Source organism: Maribacter huludaoensis, assembly GCF_029350945.1.
In the GTDB taxonomy this organism is placed as follows: Bacteria; Bacteroidota; Bacteroidia; order Flavobacteriales; family Flavobacteriaceae; genus Maribacter; species Maribacter huludaoensis.
In genome coordinates, this window is sequence record NZ_JARKMS010000002.1 from 939,270 (window position 1) to 960,269 (window position 21,000).

Annotated in this window: 23 protein-coding genes; 11 read left to right on the forward strand and 12 right to left on the reverse strand. The window is 35.6% G+C overall.

Annotated elements, in window-relative coordinates:
- Positions 1-42 precede the first annotated feature (42 nt).
- The 3 genes from PXC01_RS09100 (at position 43) to PXC01_RS09110 (ending at position 2,201) form a co-directional block, all read left to right on the forward strand.
- Positions 43-471: a DUF5606 family protein gene (locus PXC01_RS09100; RefSeq protein WP_276471970.1), complete on the forward strand. Its 429-nt coding sequence runs from the start codon at positions 43-45 to the stop codon at positions 469-471.
- A 219-nt stretch (positions 472-690) separates the two neighbouring features.
- Positions 691-1,779: a sensor histidine kinase gene (locus tag PXC01_RS09105; protein ID WP_276471971.1), complete on the forward strand. Its 1,089-nt coding sequence runs from the start codon at positions 691-693 to the stop codon at positions 1,777-1,779.
- A 35-nt stretch (positions 1,780-1,814) separates the two neighbouring features.
- Positions 1,815-2,201: a response regulator gene (locus PXC01_RS09110; protein WP_276471972.1), complete on the forward strand. Its 387-nt coding sequence runs from the start codon at positions 1,815-1,817 to the stop codon at positions 2,199-2,201.
- Positions 2,202-2,254: 53 nt separating this feature from the next.
- Here PXC01_RS09110 and PXC01_RS09115 read toward each other — a convergent pair whose 3' ends face one another.
- The 6 genes from PXC01_RS09115 to PXC01_RS09140 all read right to left on the reverse strand — a co-directional run bounded on the left by PXC01_RS09115 (position 2,255) and on the right by PXC01_RS09140 (position 8,139).
- Complete coding sequence (locus tag PXC01_RS09115; RefSeq protein ID WP_276471973.1) at positions 2,255-3,868, reverse strand: family 20 glycosylhydrolase; 1,614 nt, start codon at positions 3,866-3,868, stop codon at positions 2,255-2,257.
- Between the two features lie 9 nt (positions 3,869-3,877).
- Positions 3,878-4,612: an SGNH/GDSL hydrolase family protein gene (locus tag PXC01_RS09120; protein ID WP_276471974.1), complete on the reverse strand. Its 735-nt coding sequence runs from the start codon at positions 4,610-4,612 to the stop codon at positions 3,878-3,880.
- Positions 4,573-5,445, reverse strand: a complete 873-nt coding sequence (locus PXC01_RS09125; protein WP_276471975.1) for an alpha/beta hydrolase — start codon at positions 5,443-5,445, stop codon at positions 4,573-4,575. Before PXC01_RS09125 ends, PXC01_RS09120 begins: the two co-directional genes overlap by 40 nt.
- Positions 5,446-5,455: 10 nt before the next feature.
- Entirely contained in the window at positions 5,456-6,190 is a 735-nt protein-coding gene (locus PXC01_RS09130; RefSeq protein ID WP_276472131.1) for an MIP/aquaporin family protein, read from the reverse strand.
- Between the two features lie 203 nt (positions 6,191-6,393).
- Positions 6,394-7,296, reverse strand: coding sequence for an SMP-30/gluconolactonase/LRE family protein (locus PXC01_RS09135; RefSeq protein WP_276471976.1), 903 nt, complete (start codon positions 7,294-7,296; stop codon positions 6,394-6,396).
- A gap of 9 nt (positions 7,297-7,305) precedes the next feature.
- The gene (locus PXC01_RS09140) at positions 7,306-8,139 is read right to left on the reverse strand and encodes a sugar phosphate isomerase/epimerase family protein (protein ID WP_276471977.1); all 834 of its coding nucleotides are present in this window, start codon (positions 8,137-8,139) and stop codon (positions 7,306-7,308) included.
- Positions 8,140-8,307: 168 nt separating this feature from the next.
- Between PXC01_RS09140 and mazG the strand changes: the two genes are divergently transcribed.
- Complete coding sequence (gene mazG / locus PXC01_RS09145) at positions 8,308-9,084, forward strand: nucleoside triphosphate pyrophosphohydrolase (RefSeq protein ID WP_276471978.1); 777 nt, start codon at positions 8,308-8,310, stop codon at positions 9,082-9,084.
- Positions 9,085-9,087: 3 nt separating this feature from the next.
- Here the strand turns inward: mazG and PXC01_RS09150 are convergent, their stop codons facing one another.
- The gene (locus PXC01_RS09150) at positions 9,088-9,492 is read right to left on the reverse strand and encodes a response regulator (protein WP_276471979.1); all 405 of its coding nucleotides are present in this window, start codon (positions 9,490-9,492) and stop codon (positions 9,088-9,090) included.
- Between the two features lie 337 nt (positions 9,493-9,829).
- Between PXC01_RS09150 and PXC01_RS09155 the strand changes: the two genes are divergently transcribed.
- Genes PXC01_RS09155 through PXC01_RS09170 form a run of 4 tightly spaced genes read left to right on the forward strand, consistent with a single transcriptional unit; the run spans position 9,830 to position 13,708 of the window.
- Positions 9,830-11,197, forward strand: a complete 1,368-nt coding sequence (locus PXC01_RS09155) for an MATE family efflux transporter (RefSeq protein WP_276471980.1) — start codon at positions 9,830-9,832, stop codon at positions 11,195-11,197.
- Between the two features lie 53 nt (positions 11,198-11,250).
- Positions 11,251-11,478, forward strand: a complete 228-nt coding sequence (locus PXC01_RS09160) for a hypothetical protein (RefSeq protein ID WP_036152971.1) — start codon at positions 11,251-11,253, stop codon at positions 11,476-11,478.
- A gap of 5 nt (positions 11,479-11,483) precedes the next feature.
- Positions 11,484-12,053 carry a phosphatase PAP2 family protein gene (locus PXC01_RS09165; RefSeq protein ID WP_276471981.1) on the forward strand — a complete coding sequence of 190 codons (570 nt, stop codon included), beginning with the start codon at positions 11,484-11,486 and terminating at the stop codon, positions 12,051-12,053.
- 59 nt (positions 12,054-12,112) lie between these two features.
- The gene (locus PXC01_RS09170) at positions 12,113-13,708 is read left to right on the forward strand and encodes an ArnT family glycosyltransferase (protein ID WP_338089460.1); all 1,596 of its coding nucleotides are present in this window, start codon (positions 12,113-12,115) and stop codon (positions 13,706-13,708) included.
- Here the strand turns inward: PXC01_RS09170 and PXC01_RS09175 are convergent.
- The 4 genes from PXC01_RS09175 to PXC01_RS09190 form a co-directional block, all read right to left on the reverse strand.
- Complete coding sequence (locus PXC01_RS09175; RefSeq protein WP_276471983.1) at positions 13,705-14,604, reverse strand: lysylphosphatidylglycerol synthase transmembrane domain-containing protein; 900 nt, start codon at positions 14,602-14,604, stop codon at positions 13,705-13,707. The genes PXC01_RS09170 and PXC01_RS09175 overlap by 4 nt on opposite strands.
- Positions 14,588-15,547, reverse strand: coding sequence for a glycosyltransferase family 2 protein (locus tag PXC01_RS09180; RefSeq protein WP_276471984.1), 960 nt, complete (start codon positions 15,545-15,547; stop codon positions 14,588-14,590). Before PXC01_RS09180 ends, PXC01_RS09175 begins: the two co-directional genes overlap by 17 nt.
- Before the next feature lie 86 nt (positions 15,548-15,633).
- Positions 15,634-16,620, reverse strand: coding sequence for a methylmalonyl Co-A mutase-associated GTPase MeaB (meaB, locus tag PXC01_RS09185; protein WP_276471985.1), 987 nt, complete (start codon positions 16,618-16,620; stop codon positions 15,634-15,636).
- 81 nt (positions 16,621-16,701) lie between these two features.
- The gene (locus PXC01_RS09190; protein WP_276471986.1) at positions 16,702-17,610 is read right to left on the reverse strand and encodes an aldose epimerase family protein; all 909 of its coding nucleotides are present in this window, start codon (positions 17,608-17,610) and stop codon (positions 16,702-16,704) included.
- Positions 17,611-17,714: 104 nt separating this feature from the next.
- On the opposite strand from PXC01_RS09190, the gene PXC01_RS09195 reads away from it, so the two are divergent.
- The 3 genes from PXC01_RS09195 to PXC01_RS09205 are packed head-to-tail and all read left to right on the forward strand — an operon-like array spanning position 17,715 to position 20,203.
- Positions 17,715-18,260 (forward strand): RNA polymerase sigma factor, encoded by a 546-nt coding sequence (locus tag PXC01_RS09195; protein WP_276471987.1) that lies wholly within the window; start codon positions 17,715-17,717, stop codon positions 18,258-18,260.
- Positions 18,244-18,825, forward strand: a complete 582-nt coding sequence (locus PXC01_RS09200) for a hypothetical protein (protein ID WP_276471988.1) — start codon at positions 18,244-18,246, stop codon at positions 18,823-18,825. The genes PXC01_RS09195 and PXC01_RS09200 overlap by 17 nt, the downstream gene beginning before the upstream one ends.
- A complete protein-coding gene (locus tag PXC01_RS09205; RefSeq protein ID WP_276471989.1) occupies positions 18,797-20,203 on the forward strand; it encodes a hypothetical protein in 1,407 nt (468 codons plus the stop codon). The genes PXC01_RS09200 and PXC01_RS09205 overlap by 29 nt, the downstream gene beginning before the upstream one ends.
- Here PXC01_RS09205 and PXC01_RS09210 read toward each other — a convergent pair whose 3' ends face one another.
- The gene (locus PXC01_RS09210) at positions 20,204-20,938 is read right to left on the reverse strand and encodes a sugar-binding protein (RefSeq protein ID WP_276471990.1); all 735 of its coding nucleotides are present in this window, start codon (positions 20,936-20,938) and stop codon (positions 20,204-20,206) included.
- Positions 20,939-21,000: the final 62 nt, after the last annotated feature.

Sequence of the window (21,000 nt, forward strand, 5' to 3'; positions counted from 1 at the left end):
AGAAAAGTGTAATATTTGTCCACTGAAAATTTAAAATAGTTTATGGGGTTAGAGAAAATTTTATCCGTTGCAGGAAAACCAGGTTTGTATAAATTGATTACTCAGACCAGAACAGGTTTCGTGGCGGAATCTTTGTTAGACGGAAAAAGAATTACGGTAAGCTTGCGTAGTAGTGTTAGTGTATTGTCCGAAATAGCTATTTATACGCTTGAGGAAGAAGTGCCTTTAAGAGATGTATTTAAGAAAATACAAGAAAAGGAAAACGGTGGTAAAACATCAATTGGCCATAAAGAAGAGAAAATAAAGTTAGAAGAGTACTTTTTTGAAGTATTGCCAAATTATGATGAAGACCGTGTATACGTTAGTGATATTAAGAAGGTCATTCAATGGTATAACATTTTGACCGAAAATAAAATTACCGATTTTTCAAGTGAAGAAGTTGCAAGTGAAGAAGCTTCTGAGGAAGAATAGTCGTTTACTACATTATATATAGAAAAAGCCCTTAAGGGGCTTTTTTTTTGCTTAAAACCTAACTGGAAAATTATTCTAACCTTTTCTGTAAGTCGTTCATCTATGGTTTATTGACTTTCATCTACACATTTTATTTATACGTCTCAGGTCAACTGGTTTAAGATTTTTAATACTGCAATTTTGCGGTGTAGTTTAAGAATAAAAACGAAATTTTAAAATATGAGTGTAGTTGATTTTGATATGAATTGTGAATTGAAAAGTGCTTTTTTTGAAAATGCCTACTCGCCCTTTGTAATTCTAAATCGAGACATGAATTTTGTAGATGTAAATCAAGCAAGTGTAGATACCATTGGTATTAAAAAAGAGAATTTTATAGGTAAGAATTTGCTGGATATATTTCCTCATCTAGAAGGTACGGAAAGGTACGATGCTTATAGAAATGTGATTATAACAGGTGAACCCGTAGGTTTTGACGAGCTTTCTTTTAAAGGTGAATTTGCTGAGTACACCTTTATGTCAAGGGCCTTTAAAATAGGGGATTACTTGGGTATTACCACTCTAGATGTAACGAACACAATAGATACTATTCAAAAATTAAAAAGTACACAGGCTTCATTGACAGAGGTCAACAATGATCTTAAAAAGAAGAATCAAGAGCTTGAAGAATTTTCATATGTAGCTGCACACGATCTAAGAGCCCCACTTACCAATTTAAAAGGTTTGCTAAGGATGGCGTTGGATTCTGAAACGAGTACTGATGAGTTTGGTCCTATCGTTGAAAAAATGGAAGTAGTAACGAAGGTAATGTGCGACAAAATTACCGCTCTAAACATGGTAATAGCTACAAAATCAAATTTTGGGAGTCCAAAGAAGGAACTTAATTTCTCAGATGTATTCGGTGAAGTAAAATCTGTTTTTTCAAAAGAAATCATAGAGGGTAGAACTATCATCAAAGAAGATTATTCTAGCTGCCCTGTTATTGACTATAATCATCAACAGTTAGAAACCATTCTACAGACATTGATGTCAAATGCCCTTACATACAGGCATCCAAAAAGAAAATTGAGTATTAAAATTGAGACTAAGATGGTCAAAGGAAAGGTTCGTTTGTCCTTTAGGGACAATGGTCTTGGATTTGACCAAGATTTGACCATGAACGTATTTGCTCTTTTTAAGCGAATGCATACCCACAAGGATGGTCTGGGCGTAGGGCTATATATCGTAAAAACGATTATCAACGAGAACAATGGTTCTATTGATGTAAAGAGCCAAGTAAATAAAGGAACAGAGTTTATCATTACATTTTAAATAAATAACTAAACCCCAAATTAAAACTAGATACTATGATACGAATATTGATAATAGAGGACGATGAAGTAACTAATTTCATTACCAAAACAAACCTTGAAAAGTTTGGATATAAAAATATATCCATAGCCCTAACAGGGCAAGAAGGCCTTGACTATTTAAAAACCAATGCTTGCCCTGACATTATTTTGCTTGATATTAATATGCCCGTTTTAGATGGATGGGATTTTCTTAATGCCATAAATGAGATGAAACTTTGTACAGAAGTTCCTGTGGTAATTACGACATCCTCATTTAGACCAGATGATAAGTTGAAAGCGTCTAGCTATCATAATATTGTTGAGTACTTAGAAAAGCCCATCAATTTTAAATATTTAAATACGATTTTGGATAATATAAAATCAAAAACATATGACCTGTAAAAGATAAAAGCCTTGAAAAATTTTTCAAGGCTTGTGCAATTTCGTTCGTTTAGTTAGTCTTTTTCAATAGTTTCATAGGTGTAATCACTTTTTTTCCAATCGATCAAGGCAGAAGGGTAATACTTTACATCCATTCTATCTAAAAAAGGTGCCTGATCGGCCAATCTATCTTTATAATTTTCCCAATCCCTATTTTCTTTAATGCTCCAACTTAATTCAGAATAGCCAATAATTCTTGGAAAAGCCAAATACTCTAGCTCATCTATATTGCTAATGGTTTCTGACCATAATGGTGCTTCTACGCCTAAAATGTTTTCCTTTGGTATGCCATATTCTTCTGGGGACCAAATGTATGCGGTATCTACCGGTATGTAGCCTGCCCAGTGGAGTCCAAATTTAGATAAGGTATCGTATTCCATATCCAAATAAGCTTTTTTTGCAGGCGAAACAATAATTTGCATTCCTTTATTGACTGCTTTTTTAGCATTTTCTTCACTGGCCCACCATTGTGAAATTGATGTAGAGTCTATGTCTGCTATAGCCACTTCGTCCCAACCTATCATTTGTTTACCATGTTTGTGAACAATTTTTTCAACCTTATTGATAAAGTGTATGTAGTCTTTCTTTTTAGTAACATGACTTTCATCTCCGCCCACATGAAAATAGGGGCCGGGAGTTATTGCTGCAATTTCTCTTACTACATCATCTATAAATGCATACACGGTATCTTTTCTTGTGTCAAAAGTGCTGAAGCCAACACGCATACCTTCATATAATTTAGGAGTTTTTCCATTACCGTTCAAGAACGGATAAGAAACCGATGCTGCATTTGTATGGCCGGGCATATCGATCTCAGGGATAATGGTCATATATCTTTCTGCTGCGTAACGTACTATTTCCTTATAATCTTCTTGGGTGAAAAATCCACCGGATTCTCCGCCAACTTCTGTACTGCCACCCACTTCAGTTAGCTTTGGCCATGATTTAATTTCAATTCTCCATCCTTGGTCGTCACTTAGGTGCAGGTGAAGCATATTTATTTTGTAATACGATAAAAGGTCAATATATTTTTTAACATCATCAACGCTAAAAAAATGTCTTGCCACATCTAACATGGAGCCTCTATATGCAAAATTAGGGCTGTCTATAATCTTCCCAGAGGGCACTGGCCATATTTTTTGAGGAGCCAAAGTGTCGTTACTCTTCAAAGGCACTAATTGTCTCAGGGTCTGTATACCTCTAAATGCTCCTTCAGCCGTGTTGGAGTTGATGATAATGGAATCTTGATTTATGTACAGTTGATATGCCTCTGTTGTCTTTAAATCAGTACTATCGCTCTGGTTAATGTAAATTACCCGTTCTACCGTATTTGCCCCCTGGGTGTTTACAGGTATGGTAAGATTGATTTTGTCCTTTAATTTATTGGCTAAAAAGGTACCTACTTCTTCAAAACCCGTAGCATTTTTAGAAGTGTAGATAGCGGTAAATTGATCTAAAGGAAACGCGGAGTTTGTTGGTGTCGTTTTTAAAGGCTTTGGTATTAGGCTTGCTTCTGACAAATCTGTTACGGGCATTGCAATCCGTTCTTTCTTTTCTTCGGTACAAGCTATTAAAAGCAGGGTCAAGCTTGCAAAAAATAGACATTGAATACAAAAGGTCTTCATCATTTTCATTAATTAGGGTTGGTTTACTAGATCTTTCATGGCCTCATACCAAATATCATATCCTTTTTGGTTCATATGCAGACCGTCTTCTATAAATATATCGGTTTTGAGTTTTCGTTTGTCCAACATTGGTTTCCAGACGTCTACATAGAATAGGGAGGGGTCATTTTTTGCAAAACGATTCATTTTTCTATTTAACCTTTTATATTTATGTCTAATTTTCCATCTACTGATACTTGGTTTTGCCGATATTAAAATAACTTGTGTAGCGTCATTTTTAGCTTTTATTCGACGGATGATCTCTGTGGTGGTACTAAGAACGTCAGTAGGGCTTTTTTTTGCCCATAAATCATTATCTCCCTCGTAGATAAAAACTTTTTTGGGGTTGTATGATAAGATCAACTCATCTATAAATAACAGAAGGTCTGCTGCTTGAGAACCTCCAAAACCACTATTTATAATTTGATGGTCTGGAAACTCATCTTGCAATTTTCTCCATAACCGTATACTTGAACTACCGGTGAATACGATAGTTTCTTTGCTTGAATCCCAAATACTGTCATATTTGGCGGTGATATCCTTAACCTCGTTCGCAAATACATTTTCTGTTTGTGCAAAGCTGGATAGTGAAACTATCATTGCAAAAACCGTAAGTATTTCTATTTTTTTTAAGTCATTTAAAAGAGGTGATATCATAAACTTGTGCGCTATTTTTTTGCTAGGGTCAACCCTTCTATCAAGGCCCATTCGTAAAATCTTTCTATCCAATTATCAGAGGGAAGGTTTTGTTTTTTCATTCCAAATCCGTGTCCGCCTTTAGAATACATGTGCATTCCTGTATTTTTTCCATTTGTTAACCAAGCAGAATATAAATCTGTACTAGGTTTGGCCAAGCCTAATGGATCATCTGAAGCACAGACTACCAACATTGGCGGTGCATCTTGCGGTACGCTATATTCACCCATAACCGTCATCCAAGGATAAACGGGTACTATAAAGTTTGGTCTATTTGCTTCGGTATAGTTAAAAGTAACACCCATGGTAACCGCGCCACCTGCTGAAAAGCCCATAAACCCAATTTTGTTAGGGTCTAATTTCATTTCATTGGCATTTGTTCTTACATAAGTAATTGCGGCAAGACCATCAGCAACAGAAAGTGGTAAAACAGGAGTAACTCGTTCTCCGATCTTTGCAGGGTTGGTAGCGGCTTCGTCAGTAATTTCTTTAATACCGTCAATTCCCGTAGGCACTAATCTGTATTTTAATACAAAGGCGGTTATACCTTGTTTGTTCAACCACTTGGCAACAGCTCTGCCTTCACTTTCAATACTTAAACCGTATAGTCCACCGCCGGGAGCTACAATAACGCTGGTCCCATTTGGTGCTTCCGCTTCAAAAACCTCAAGTCTTGGTACAGAAACATTGGTGACCACTTCATTTTCCCAAATGTCAGAGTAATATTCTCTTTCTGCTGTAGACCATTTTACATTGTTACTTTCTTCATAAGGTAGGTCTACTATTTTTTGGGCCAGTACATTCATAGATATAAAAATACAGGTAAGTAAAATAAGATGCTTCATATTCTTCTTTTTATTGCATAGTTTCAATAAACATATATAAAAGTGCTGCTAATACTCCACCAATAATTGGACCTACGATCGGCACCCAAGCATAGCTCCAATTACTATTTCCTTTATTTTTTATAGGTAGTAAAGCATGCAGTAAGCGCGGTCCAAAATCACGCGCAGGGTTAATGGCATAACCTGTAGGTCCACCTAGGCCAAAACCTATGCCCATAACCAGTAACGCTACCGGTAGCGCATCAAGCGATCCTAAGGATACCGAACTTTCACCCATGCTGCCACCTGCAATATAGAATACCCCAAAAACAAGTGCAAAAGCGCCAATGATTTCAGTGACCATGTTCCAAAACGGACTTTTTATTGCCGGGGAGGTGGAAAAAGTGGCTAAAATAGCATCGGTATCCTCTGTAGCTTCATACTGCTTTTTGTAATTGAACCATACTAAAAGGTTGCCCATCATGGCTCCTAAAATTTGAGCTACAATATAGCCAGGGACCAAGGTCCATGAAAATTTTCCGGCAACTGCCAGTGCAACGGTCACCGCAGGGTTTAAATGAGCACCGCTGGCATCGGCAGAGATAAACACGCCAATGAACACTGCAATACCCCAGGCGAGAGAAATGCCTGTCCACCCTGCATCGGCTCCCTTTGTTCCTTTTAAAACGAGATTGGCAACGATACCGTTTCCTATTAGAATTAACATTGCGGTGCCAATAAATTCAAAAATATATGTAATCATAATTTGGTTGGATTTTAAGTCGTTTAAGATAATTAAAATCGAGGAATTATGAATATTTAAATGTATTTGTTGTGTAATTAATAATTAATAATACCGAATTATGTGAATATCAATGATTCACGTTGTTGTTTACTTTTAAACACGCTTTTTAAAAGGGAGATTTAAACCAAAACTTAGCAGTTAATAAGACTCATATAGTGTGCTTTTTAATATCTAACGCCGTGAACATTCATTGGTAAGGTATACACAGATCTCATTGCGGTAATAAATAATATGTTGTGATTTTTACCACCAAAAGTAACGTTAGCCGTCCAGTTTTCATTTATGGGTATATTCTTAAGTAATTTTCCTTTAGAATTAAAAATGGTTACACCTTCGCCGGTCAAATAAACATTTCCTTTATTATCGATCGTCATGCCATCAGAGCCCATGTTGGTAAAAAGTTTGCGGTCGCTTAATTTGCCGTTTTCCTTAATAGAGTAGGAGTAGGTTTTTTTATCGCCAATATCCGCAATGTAAAGTGTCTTTCCATCGGCAGTACCTATTATTCCATTAGGTTGTACAAAACCTGTTGCAATTACAGAGACTTCTTTTGTATTTGGGGATATATAATACACGTTCTTTTCTTTAATGTCAGCTACTGTTCTAGACCAATATTTCCTTTGGTAATAAGGGTCGGTGAAATAGATACCTCCTTTTGGGTCTACCCAAATATCATTAGGTCCGTTTAATTTTTTGCCTTTAAAGGTTGTTATCAAGGTGTCAACGTTACCATTTTTATCTATGAGCCATAATTCATTTTTTTCGTCCGCAGCGGCCAGCAAATTTCCGTCATGGTCAAAATATAAGCCATTTGCCCTTCCTGCGGGTTCCTTAAATACGGTCAATGAATTGTTGGTCGCGTTCCACTTTATAATTTTATCATTGGGTTGGTCTGTGAAAAATACATTACCATCCTTATCGGCAGCAGGGCCTTCCGTAAAGCTGTATTCGTTAGAAATTTGAACCGGTTTTGCATCATTTTGGAATAAGGGTAATTGCTGGGATTTGCAAGAGAATGTAGCTATTGCCACGGTAATCATACTTAATAATTTATAGATGTTCTTCATTGTTTTAACTTATATATTATTCAAATAATCCATGTTGTGTTGCATACTTTTAAATGGATTGTGGGCGTATTCTTCTTGTTCAATATAAATATGCTCAACTCCAGAAAGTTTTGTGAACTCTAACATTAATTGTATATCAAGCACTCCTTTGCCAAATTCGGTACTTACTTTTTCATTCAAATCCATGTCTTTTAAATGCCATAGGGGAAATCTTTTTGGATATTTTTTAAAATAATGTAACGGGTCTTTACCTGCCACTACAACCCAGCCCAAATCTAGCTCCATATATACTAAATCTTTTTGGGTATTATCCATTAGTACATCGTAAAGAACCTTTCCATTTTCAGATTCAAATTCATACTCATGATTGTGGTAGCCAAATTTTAAGCCCCATTTTTTACATGCCTCTCCGGCAATATTGAATTGATCTGCAACTTTTTTGTAATTATCTACTGTTTGTCCTTTAGATGGTAATGATGAACATATTAAATATTTTTGTCCGGCGGCAACTGCATCTGCCATTGTCTGTTCAAATTTTTCATCTAAATGTACATGACCACTGGTCAATGACATTCCCAAAGCTTTGCAGGTAGTTGCCATTTCTTTAGGAGATAATCCGTAATAATACCCTTTATTGGAACCGGCACTTTCTATTTCCTTAAAACCTAGGCTTGCAATTTTTTCCAATGTTTTTATTGGATCGGTTAACATATCATCTCTAAATGAATAAAGTTGCACACCATAACCTGAATTTTTTGTCGCCGCAAAACTAATTTTTGGCATAATTACGGTGGCTGCACTAAATAGGGCCGCGTTCTTAAAAAAGTGTCTACGTGTGTTCATGAACAGATTGTTTTTGTTGTTGATCGTTGGTTGAGTACAAAATTGTATCGTCTTCAGTTGAGTAAAATGAATATTTACTAAAAGTATCGTGATTTTAAAAGTACGAAAACAAAACAGGTTTTTTAGCGAAGCAATCTGTGGTTGTGTACTTTTGTAAAAACATCATTCATGAATAGCAGGAAGGAACAATTAGAGGCTTTAGATAGGTTGTTGACCATTATGGACGAATTGCGAGAGCAATGTCCTTGGGATAAAAAACAGACGATGCAATCATTACGTCATTTAACTATTGAAGAAACCTATGAACTGGGTGATGCTATTTTAGATAATGATACGGATGAGGTAAAGATGGAGTTGGGAGATTTGCTGCTACATATCATTTTTTATGCAAAAATAGGCTCTGAAACCAATGACTTTGATATTGCAGATGTCGCCAACGCCATTTGCGATAAACTTGTAAATAGGCATCCACATATTTATGGAGATGTTAAGGTGATAGATGCCGATGACGTAAAAAGAAATTGGGAACAGATCAAATTGAAAGAAGGTAAAAAAAGTGTTCTAGAAGGTGTTCCTAGAAGTTTGCCCGCTTTGGTAAAGGCAAATAGAATTCAAGACAAGGTAGCTGGTGTAGGTTTTGATTGGGAAGAACCACAACAGGTTTTTGAAAAGGTGCAAGAAGAGCTTGCGGAACTGCAAGTAGAGGTACATGCCGGTAATAAGGACAAGATTGAGGCAGAGTTTGGTGATGTACTTTTTTCTATGATAAATTATGCAAGGTTCTTAGGGGTAAACCCTGAAAATGCATTGGAACGCACCAATAAAAAATTTATTGAACGCTTTCAATATCTTGAAACTAAGGCAAAGCAAAATGGTAAAGAAATGAATGATATGTCTTTAGAAGAAATGGATGTGTATTGGAACGAGGCCAAAACCAAAGAGTAATTCTTACTGCTTTAATTCTACGTTCATGATTCTGGCTAGATCTCTATGTTTGATCGGTTTGATAAAATAATCCGTGATTTCCGGAAATGTTTTTGCGTAATCTACATCTTCTGTATTAATTGATGATGTTAGCATAACAATATTAATTTTCTTATCAATTTTTGGAGCTACTTTTTGAAAATCCTTTATAAAATCAAAACCATTTAAGACGGGCATATGAAGATCAAGGAAAATGATATCAGGCAATTTATCTGTCAGATTATAATTGTCTTGTAAAATTTTTAATGGTTGAACAGAATCAGGGAAATCGATAACATTAGTTACCATTAACTGATTTAGGTACCGTTTCATTACATATTTAGATATATCGTCATCGTCGATAATCCAAACTAATGGATTTTGGCTCATAGTTAATGATAATTGGTGTTTCTGGTATACATAACGACTAGCTTTAACGTATTAGTATTAATATAAGAAATAGTTTATTGGAACAAAGTTTTTTAATACGATGTTCTTAAATTTAAATCTTAACCAAAATACTGTGTTTCATATATTTAAGCAAGTATTTGTTATTGTAAAAAAGTGTTGTTTTAATTAGGTTGATGAAAATTAGTATTTTAAATATGCTTCTTTTTTAATTTAATTAATATTTAATTCCAAGCTTTTATCACAACCACATCATTGTTTTTATAGAACATAAATCCCATCAATTAACGGTACCTTTGACAAAATTTGAGTTTAGGTTTTGTTTAAAAATTACACCAAAGAGTTTCGCTATAATATTAAGCTTTCCGTTCCTGTAATATTGGGAATGTTAGGGCACACATTTGTACAATTGGCAGACAATATTATGGTAGGTCAACTAGGTACCGCAGAACTGGCCGCGGTATCTTTGGGCAATAGTTTTGTATTCATTGCCATGTCTCTGGGTATTGGTTTTTCAACTGCAATTACACCATTGGTTGCCGAGGCTGATGGAGCTGGGCTAAAAGAGAATGCAAAAAGTGCATTAAAGCATGGATTGTTGTTATGTACCGTTTTGGGTTTGACCTTGTTCGGCCTTATATTATTGGCAAAGCCAATTATGTATGCCATGAAACAACCACTTGAGGTAGTTGAGCTGGCATTACCTTATTTAGATTTGGTAGCTTTTTCATTGGTGCCATTGATCATTTTTCAAGCTTTTAAACAATTTTCAGAGGGTTTGTCCCAGACCAAATACCCTATGTATGCAACGATAGTGGCCAATATTATAAATATTGTATTAAACTACCTTTTGATTTTTGGTAATTTTGGGTTTCCCGAAATGGGTATCGTGGGTGCCGCTATAGGTACCTTGGTGTCCAGATTTTTTATGGTGTTCTACCTTTGGTTTATCCTTAAGACCAAAGAGAAATTTAAGTATTACGTAACCGGATTCAATTTTACGAAGATTGAAAATGCCGTCATAAAGAAGATTGTAGAGCTAGGTTTTCCATCTTCATTACAAATGTTTTTTGAGGTTGGTATTTTTACATCGGCAGTATGGTTAAGCGGAGTTTTAGGCAAGAATGCCCAGGCAGCTAACCAAATAGCTTTAAATCTAAGTAGTATGACCTTTATGTTCGGTATGGGTTTGGGCGTAACCGCTATGATCAGGGTAGGTAATCAAAAAGGCTTGGCCAATTTTAAAGAACTAAGACGCATTGCGCAATCTATATTTTTTCTAACCTTTTTATTGGAAATCATTTTTGCTGCGTTATTCTTAATGGGTAGGCATTGGTTTCCGTCTTTGTATTTGGATATTGAAGATATGGCCAACTTTACGGATAATGCCGAAGTTCTGGTCATTGCCGCAGAATTATTGTTGGTTGCGGCATTTTTTCAAATCTCTGACGGAGTACAAGTGGTCGTATTGGGCGCATTACGTGGTTTACAGGACGTAAAAATACCAACTGTAATTACATTTATCTCATATTGGCTTATAGGTTTCCCCGTTAGTTATTATTTGTGCCTGCATACAGATTTAAAAAGTACGGGAATTTGGATAGGTTTGCTTACCGGACTAACGGCATCGGCTATTATGTTGTATCTTCGATTTAATTATTTAACTAAAAAACTAATTGCCGCTTAAGCGTAACTTTTCTTGATCGGCAATGAATTTTCAACTTATAGATTACATTTTTTATGGAATTTCCAAAATTTTTATTGGGTGATAATACGGATTATCCTACTGCAATATTTGTAGTTCATACAGAGTTTCCAAGGTTTATTATCAATCTTGAGGATGATGAGGTAGAATGGCTTGAAGAGTTTTCGAAGGAAGATGAAAAAGAACTGGAAGAAGAGGCGGAGAATTTAATAAAAGCGGCTACTGCTTTTTATGACAGGGAAGTTTCTAGATACGAAGATTAACCATTATGCTTGAAGAGCTTTTACAGTTGGATAAAGATTTTTTTTTATACCTCAACGGAATAGGTTCTCCGCAATGGGATAATTTCTTTCAGTTCGTATCCCATAAATTTAGTGCCATACCGCTGTATCTTTTTTTGTTGATACTTTCCTTTCAGAAGTTTGGTACTAAAAAAACGTTACTACTCTTAGTTTCCGTTGCCTTATTGATAACGGTTACGGATCAGTTAGGAAATTTTTTCAAATACGGTATTGCCAGATTAAGGCCTTGTCACGATCCAGAAGTAGAACCCTACATGCGATTGGTGAAAAGTTACTGTGGTGGTAAATTCGGTTACTTCTCCGCGCATGCTTCAAACTCCTTTGCGCTGGCCGTGTTTTTTGGAAGTATTTTAAAATCGGAAACTAAATACATGGGTTTCCTGTTATTTATTTGGGCCGCATTGGTTGCTTATAGTCGGGTCTATATTGGTGTACACTTTCCGTTAGACATCATTACGGGTGCCGTTATAGGTTCGTTATTCGGCTGGTTATTTGTAAAGTTATTTATATTTGCACTTCGCAAATTCTCCCTATGATATCTAATCTAAGGTACCGGTTTTTAATAGTTTTAATTTTTTTGGTATACGTTGCAGGCATGTTTGTGACGTTATTTGAGAATGATTCTGCACAGTTTTCTGTGATGGCCATGAGAATGGTACAGGAGAATGATTTTTTTAGCCTCTTTAAAGGTCCTGAAGAGTATTTGGATAAGCCGCATATGCATTACTGGCTTGCCGCTTTATCATATAAAATATTCGGTATTCATGAATGGTCTTATCGTATTCCGGGAATTTTGGCCACGCTATTGGCCGCCTACAGTTGTTATGGGTTGGGCAGTTTGCTGTATAATAGGCAGGTAGGTAGGCTAGCTGCATTGATATTTATGACTGCGCAGACCATAGTTCTGGGAGCTATAGATGTAAGAACCGATGCCGTGTTAACGGGTTTTAGTATTCTATCTATTTGGCAGTTGACAAAATATATTGAAAAAGGTGGCACATTTTCTATAGCCCTAGGTGCCTTTGCTGCAGGTGTCGCATTTTCTACAAAAGGACAAATTGCACTTTTGGTTATTGGCCTGCCCATTTTATGCCATTTGTTCTATACAGGCAAATGGAAAGCGTTTTTAAGCTGGAAAGTGTTATTGGCGCTTTTGATTTTTGCGGTTACTATTGCCCCTATGTTATATGCCTATTATTTGCAATTTGATCTGCATCCAGAAAAGGTAATACGTGGCAAGGATAATCGTAGTGGTATATTCTTTATTTTTTGGGAGCAAAGTTTTGAGCGCCTTAGTGGTGAAGGGATCGGGAAGAACAGCAGTGATTATTTCTTCTTCTTTCATACATTTCTTTGGGTATTTCTACCTTGGACAATTCTAGGTATCGCTTCATTCTATACTAAAGTTCAGGCATTTATAAAACACAGGTTTAAGAACGTTGAAGGTTCGGAATTTTTAACCGTTGGTGGTATTACGTTCATATTTATCATCATTAGTTTTGCGCAATTTAAATTACCACATTATTTAAATATTACTATTCCTCTTTTTGCAATTATAACCGCAGCATATATTTATAAACTATATGCCAACAGCAAGTTACAAACGGTAAAAAGGTTAATGTATGGGCAATATTTTGTGTTGAGCATTGTTTTTATTGCGTCTGCCTTAATTTGTTTTTATGTGTTTCAATTACATAGTCTCTTGGCCAACATTTGTTTGGCAACGGCAGCTGTAATGGTGGTATATTATGCTTTAAAACGGGAAGATGTATACGCAAAATTGATAACCATATCGGTCTGTGCCTCTTTACTCTTAAATGCTGTATTAAATCTACATTTTTATCCTAACTTATTGGACTACCAGGGCGGCTCGTCCATGGCTAAGGTTGTTGCCCAAAAAGACATTCCGGTTGATCGTATTTACAAAGTTGATAGCGACCATACGTGGTCTTTGGATTTTTATAATCAATTTCCAGTTCAAATTACGACACCGGAAGTTTTAAAGAACAAAAAAGATGTTTGGGTCTATGTAAACGATAATGAGATGGCTATGTTACAGAAACAGGGTTTTGACTGGGATTCTCAATTAACGGTAGATCAATTTAGAATTACACGTTTACAAGGGAAATTTTTAAATCCTAATACCCGAAAAAAGGTAACCCGTAAAATGCATCTGTTACATATTTACTAAAGTGATCCGTCCAAGTTTTTTGTTGCTGTATCTGCCAGTTCCAATTTAATTTTTTTGAAGTGATATAATACACCAATTAAAGAAACCATAGCGGTAATTAAAAAGAAGAGTACACTTACCCCGACGGATATGTTTTGATCTAGCCCTAAAAATTTTGCACCATAGTAAAAGGTAACTTCACGGCTACCAATGCCACCTAGGGTCAAAGGAACAACTGCTACAATCGACGAAATTAAAAAAATGATGAGATATGGAATCTGATTCGTATCAATATGCAAAGCCAATAGAATAAACCAAATGCTTACCAATTGAGACAATTGTACCAAAGCGGAAAGAACCGTTGTTTTCCAGAAAATTGGTAATACGTAGCTGAAGAATCTCTTATTCAATAACCAAAATACGATTACCGATAGGGGTATGACTACTATAAATAGCCAACGAAATCCTTTTAACAGTTCTAACTCTATAAAAGCAAGCAATGTACAAGCATAAATAAACAGTAGTAACAAGCCACCTAAACGATCTAATATAAGAACGCTTACTATTCTTTTGGTTTTAACATCAAAGGTCTTCTTTAAAATATATCCTTTATAAGCGTCACCACCTATACCGCCTGGTAAGAATAGGTTGTAGAACATGCCCAATAAATACAATTTAAAATTGCTTTTATGGGTAAGCATAATAGCAAGCTGACGAAAATAGAGGTTGAGACGTATTGCCCCTATAAACTTGGAAAGGATAAAGAATATGATGGCAAATATCAAGTAATACAAATTACTCTTGATCAATATATCCTTTATTTCACCAAGGTTAATTTTTGTAAAGATGAAATATATTAAAACAGCACTGATCAGTACTTTTAATCCGGTAGTAACTTTTTTATTTAACTTGGCCACCTACACTTACTTTTTTAATGCGGTACGGTCGTTTGTTCTGGGATTCATAATAAGTTCGTATTAATAATTCCATTACAATTCCTATTGTAAATAATTGAATACCGGCAAAAATGAACATCATACCCACAGTAAGTAGAGGCCTTGTACCTATATCTTCACCAAAACCGAACTTAACGATCAATAGGTAAATGTTGATAAAAACACCTACAAGTATCATTAATGAGCCAGAAATACCGAACAGGTGAATTGGTCGTTGAAAGTATTTGCGGATAAAAAGTAAAAGCATCATATCTGCAACTACTTTAAATACACGCTCTAATCCGTATTTAGAAACCCCCGCATGGCGTGCGTGGTGTTTTACGGGTACTTGCTTTATTTGTCCGCCTTCAAGAAAAGCCAATAGGGTTATAAATCTGTGCATTTCGCCATAGAGATTTAAATCTTTAGCTATGTCTTTTGTAAATACCTTTAAGGCGCAACCGTTATCCTTTATGTCTAATTTAGTAACACGGCGTACTAGAAAATTAGCAATTTTAGAAGGTATTTTTTTTACTAGGGAGTCTTTTCTTTTTTGGCGAATGCCAGTTACAACATCATACTCACCGTTTACCGCATAGGTAAGCATTTGTGGAATGTCTGACGGGTCGTTTTGTAAATCCCCGTCCATGGTAATAATAAATTCTCCTTCGGCATAGTCAAGACCTGCGGCCAATGCTAAACTTTGACCATAATTCTTCTTCAATTCAATTAAATGAACTTTATCATCCTTTAAGTCTTTTACTACCTTCTTGGTTTTATCCTTAGAAAAATCATCAATATAAATGATTTGATAATCATAGCCTACCAAGCTTTCATGGATTTTTTGTGTCAAAAGAGCCACATTATCTTCCTCGTTATATAAAGGAACAACGACCGAAAGTAGGGAAGTAGTAACAGGTTGCATTGGGTTGTTTTTTGAATAGCTGCAAAGTTATGTTTTTTATCTTTAAGAAAGTGTACATGAACGGTAGTAACATCTTAAAGTGTATACTACTGTTTTAAAGCTTTTAATAGCTTTTCTGCGGCTAAAAAAGGAGAGGTATTTCCACTGATAACTTCTTTTTTTAATTCTGGTAACATCTCTATGGTCTTTGGGTGAAGATAGAATTCAGACAATAGTTCTTGCTCTAAATACTGAGTCAACCAATTTTCATTTTGTTGTTGTCTGTTGGTCATAAAATAACCTGATGCCTGCATGTCTTTACAGTAGCTGTCGATCAAGGTCCAAACTTCATTTAAACCTTTATTTTCCAGAGCGGAGCAGGTTAGCACTTGGGGAACATAACCGTTTTCTTTTGGCGGAAACATATGTAGAGCCCTGGCAAACTCCATCTTGGCAAGATTGGCACGTTGTATATTATCCCCGTCCGCTTTTGTAATGACAATGGCATCGGCCATTTCTATAATACCTCTTTTTATGCCCTGCAGCTCATCACCGGCACCTGCCAATTTTAATAATAAAAAGAAATCTACCATGTCATGAACGGCAGTTTCACTTTGCCCTACGCCAATTGTTTCAATTAAAATACAATTGAATCCTGCTGCTTCCAGTATAACGATACTCTCCCTTGTTTTGCGGGTAACACCACCTAATGAAGAACCAGATGCCGATGGTCTTATATATGCATTAGGATTTTTGACCAGTTCTTCCATACGGGTCTTATCGCCCAAAATACTACCTTTTGTTCTACTACTAGAAGGGTCTACGGTCAGTACGGCAACCTTTTTGCCAAGATCGGTAAGCATACCTCCAAATTGTTCTATGAATGTACTTTTTCCTGCACCAGGTACTCCGGTAATACCAATTCTAATCGATTGTTGTTTCTTTGAAATACAACCGGCAATGATCTCGTTCGCAATAATTCGATGCTCTGGTTTTGTGCTTTCTACTATGGTAATGGCCTTACTTACAATAGCAACATTATTTGCGTAGATACCTTTAAGAAATTCTGATGTAGTAAGGTTGGCTAAATTCATTATAATTGCGCTAATACGATATAGGTGGTAACATGCTAATTTATTATTAGGTATGATAGTTTATACATATACCTTATTTTCTTAACCTTCAATATCAAATTTAAAGATAGATATGTTATTATAAATATCGCCAGGTCTTAAAACACTTTTAGGAAAATCCGGTTGATTAGGTGCATCTGGATAGTTCTGGGTTTCAAAACAGATGCCGGGGAATTCTTCTGGGGTGTATACCACCAAAGCCGGCTGATTGGTGTAAACTTTCATATGAATACCTGAGGTTTTGGAATGTAGCTCTGCTACTTTCTCATTGCCAATATCCTTAATGAAAACAGTATCGAATCTTTGCAGCCCTATTTTTTTCGGCATTAAAAAATCGAACGCTGTTTTTCGAACAGGCATTATATTTCCGGTAGGTAACAAGTTTTCTTTTGTTTCTAATCGGTAGGGGCAATTTAATTGTAATTGATATTCGTCTATGTATGGGTTTTCATCTAATTTAAAATAGGCATGGTTGGTCAAGTTAATTACCGTACTTCTATCTGTTACTCCTTCATAAATTACCTGTAAAGCATTGTTCATTAGCTTATAGGTTACGCTAACGGTTAAATTACCGGGGTAACCTTCTTCTAGATGTTTACTCGCATAACTTAATTTTACAAATGGTTTGTCACTATTATCCACCTCTTCAATGGTCCAGTATTTTTGATGAAACCCCTCTTTGCCACCATGTAAGTGTACCCCTTCTTCATGATATAGGTGATATCTTTCTCTGTCCAAAACAAATCCGCCTTCAGATATTCTTCCGGCGTAACGCCCTACACTGGCACCTAAAGCATTGTCATCTAGACGATATCTACTTGGATGGTTGTAACCAACAACAACGTTGGTATATTCTCCATCCTCACCTTTTACAAGTAGTTTTTGAATGGTGGCCCCATAATCAAGCACCATAAGTGTTAAAAAGGCATTGGAAATTGTAACTTGTTTCAAAGGGAATATTTAATAGTATAGTGTAAAAATAAAAATTTTTGCAACATTCTAATTTTTATGTCGTCCTTATTATAACAACAATCTAAAACCAATCAATTTAACCGATGTTTCAAAGCAATGTCGTAGAGAAATGTAAAGCAAACGACCGGGCTGCACAGTTGCAGTTGTATAGGAAGTATTGTGACGGAATGTACATTGTTGCCATGCGGTTCGTGAAAAATGCGGATGATGCCGAAGACGTGCTACAAGAGTCTTTTATAAAGGCATTTGAAAAATTACATCAGTTTAAAGGTGATGTTACTTTTGGTGCTTGGTTAAAGCGAATAGTAGTAAACAAGAGTATAGATTTTTTAAAATCAAAAACGGACAAGGAGGTTTCTTTAGATGATAGTTATATGCAGTTAATTGATGTAAATGATGATTGGAAGGTGCCGTCAACCATAAGTATAGAACAGGTAAGGTGCGCCATAAATAAATTACAGGAAAAGTATAAATATGTAGTGCTTATGTTCTTATTGGAAGGCTATGATCATAAAGAAATTGCGGAGGTACTTAATATATCTGCCTCTGCCTGTAGAACCAGATTGTCTAGAGGTAAAAGTCATTTAAAAGAATTATTAAAAGAAAAGAATTATGGAACAGGATCTTAGGGACATGTTCAAAAAGGATAGGGAAAAGCAAAAGCAAACCATTAAAACTGGTCATGAAGAGCGCTTTTTGAAAAAACTTGAAGAATCAATGCCGGCAGAACAAAAACCTTTAAAAACTTGGTTAAAGTTTGCGGCATCAGTAGCGGTAATTATAAGTTTGGGCTTAGGTTTTTTATTCTTTACTAATGACGGTAATACTACAACAGTGGTTGATGCTACACCTGCAGAGGAACAGAAATCTGAATTTACTTTCGGTGACCTTTCACCAGATTTAAAAAAGGTGGAGAATTATTACGTTGCCAATATTAATATGGAATTGGCAAAACTAGAAGTATCACCAGATACCAAAGGGTTGATAGACAGTTTTATGGAGCAGCTTAATAATTTAAATATAGAGTATAAGACGTTGAATACAGAACTAATAGAATTAGGACCTAATGATCAAACCATTACAGCCCTGATAGAGAATTTACAATTACGATTACAATTATTACAGAAATTAAAAAGAAAGTTGAACGAATTAAAATTATCAAAAAATGAACAGATCATTGACAACAGTATCTAAGCAACTCATCATTGCATTAGGTATATTAACTTCTACTACGCTTTTGGCACAAGAGGAAAGTAAAACATTTCAAGAACGGTTTATTGTGGCAGAAGATGCCGTGGTAAATATCAATACCAGTTATGCCGATATTGAATTTGAAACGTGGGATAAGGATGAGGTGGCCATTTCGGCCACCATTATCCTAGAAGGTGCAACTAAAGAAGAAGCAGAAAACTATTTTAAGAATAGCCCCATTGAAATTTTAGGAAATAGCAAAGAGATCAAGATTTCTTCTAGGTCAAACAATAACGACTTCTTTGCTAGTTTTGATTCCGATGAATTATTCGATCATGGCGGTATGCGTATAGAGGTACCGGAAATTGCATCTTTTGTAGTTAGTGTACCAGAAATAGCCCCATTTCCTGAAATGCCACCATTGCCGCAAACAGAAGCCTTTATTTTTGATTATGAGGAATATCAAAAAGATGGTGAAAAATACATGAAGAAATGGCAAAAGAATTTTGAAAAGAGTTTTGATAAAAAACATCAAAAAAGATTAGAGGAATGGGCCGGGCGAATGGAGGAAAAAGGCGAAGCAATGGAAAAGAAAATGGAAGCTTATAATGAAAGACGAGAATTATTATTAGAAAAGCGTCATGAAAAAATGGAGCAAAGGCAAGAGGAGTTTCGACAGAGGCAAGAAGAAGGAGAAGAGCGTAGAATCTTTATTCAATCTAATGAAAATTCGCCGAATATATTTTATTACTCCAATGAAGGAGAACAAAAGAATTTTAAAATTAAAAAGACCATAAAAATTAGCTTACCAAAGTCTACCAGAATAAAAATGGATGTACGCCATGGTGAGGTTAAACTAGCTGAGAATACCAAAAACTTGAATGCGAACCTATCGCATTCAAGCCTATGGGCAGTTACTATAGACGGAGAAGAAACTAATGTTTCTGCCTCATATACGCCTGTAAGTGTTCAAAGATGGAATTATGGACGTTTAAGTACTTCTTATTCAGAAGAAATTTTATTATCAGAAGTGGTTCAATTACAATTGCAGGCAACTTCATCTGATGTTACTATAGATAAATTATTTAAAAATGCATTTATAAAGAATGATTTTGGATCGGTGCACGTATTTGAATTGGGAGACGATTTTAAAGACCTGGATGTTAGTGTAAAAAATGGAGAATTAAATGTTACCGTACCAAAAGTAGCTACCAATATATATATTAAAGGAAATTCATCGACATTAAAATTGCCAGAAGGTTTACAAATGATAGCGACCAAGAATGGCACTACAACGATTCATAAGGGGCATCATATAAAAGCCAATAATGATCGATCTATAGTAATTACATCAGATTACAGCGAAGTAGTTCTTCAGTAGCTATTTTACCAACTGTAATGTCCCAAAAACATTTGCATCTATCCACCCTTTATTCTTATTTTCTCCTGCTACAAATACAGATCCTATTAAGTTCTCTCGCTTTTCACTACGATCATTATCCGCATAGGCAAGTGCAAAACCAATTTTCTTATTCTCTTTGAGTACTACAGGCTTAATATTCGGTTCATCGTTATATATGCCAGGGTAAACCTTTACAAACATTTCCCAATAGGTAGTATTGCCTTCCGTTAGGTGCTTAGAAATGATATGGTCATTGTATAAGGTAGGTTTTTCGTCAACACCTAAATCCACAACATTACCATCTAAGGCTACATGGTAGGTAAATGCATTATGATTAAATCTATGCTGCCCACCAGAATTATCTTCATCTATATAAACAATGACGCAGTCATCGTTCCACCAAAGTTTTAACGGATCTTCAGTTTTGTCCAAAATAATGTCATCTACTATTTCTAAAAGAATATAAAGTCCGTCCTCGTTCCAGGCAATTTTATACCTACCGTTGTAATCATCATGGTCAAAAGGTCCACCGATCCAATTTTGGTCAATAGGTTTCCAATCCAGTAAATTCCAATAGTTTTCTATAGCCCTACCATCTAGAGTAGGAGAGTCATTAATATAGGAGACTGGTGTTACTTGAGAGTTTTTCTTATTACTTACGTTTTTGCATGACACAAGGCCAAAAACGAGTAAAAGATAAATAGTCCATTTCATAATAAGCAGTTGGCGTCTATGATGTAAACACACTATTTACTTAATTATTGTAAGATAATTAG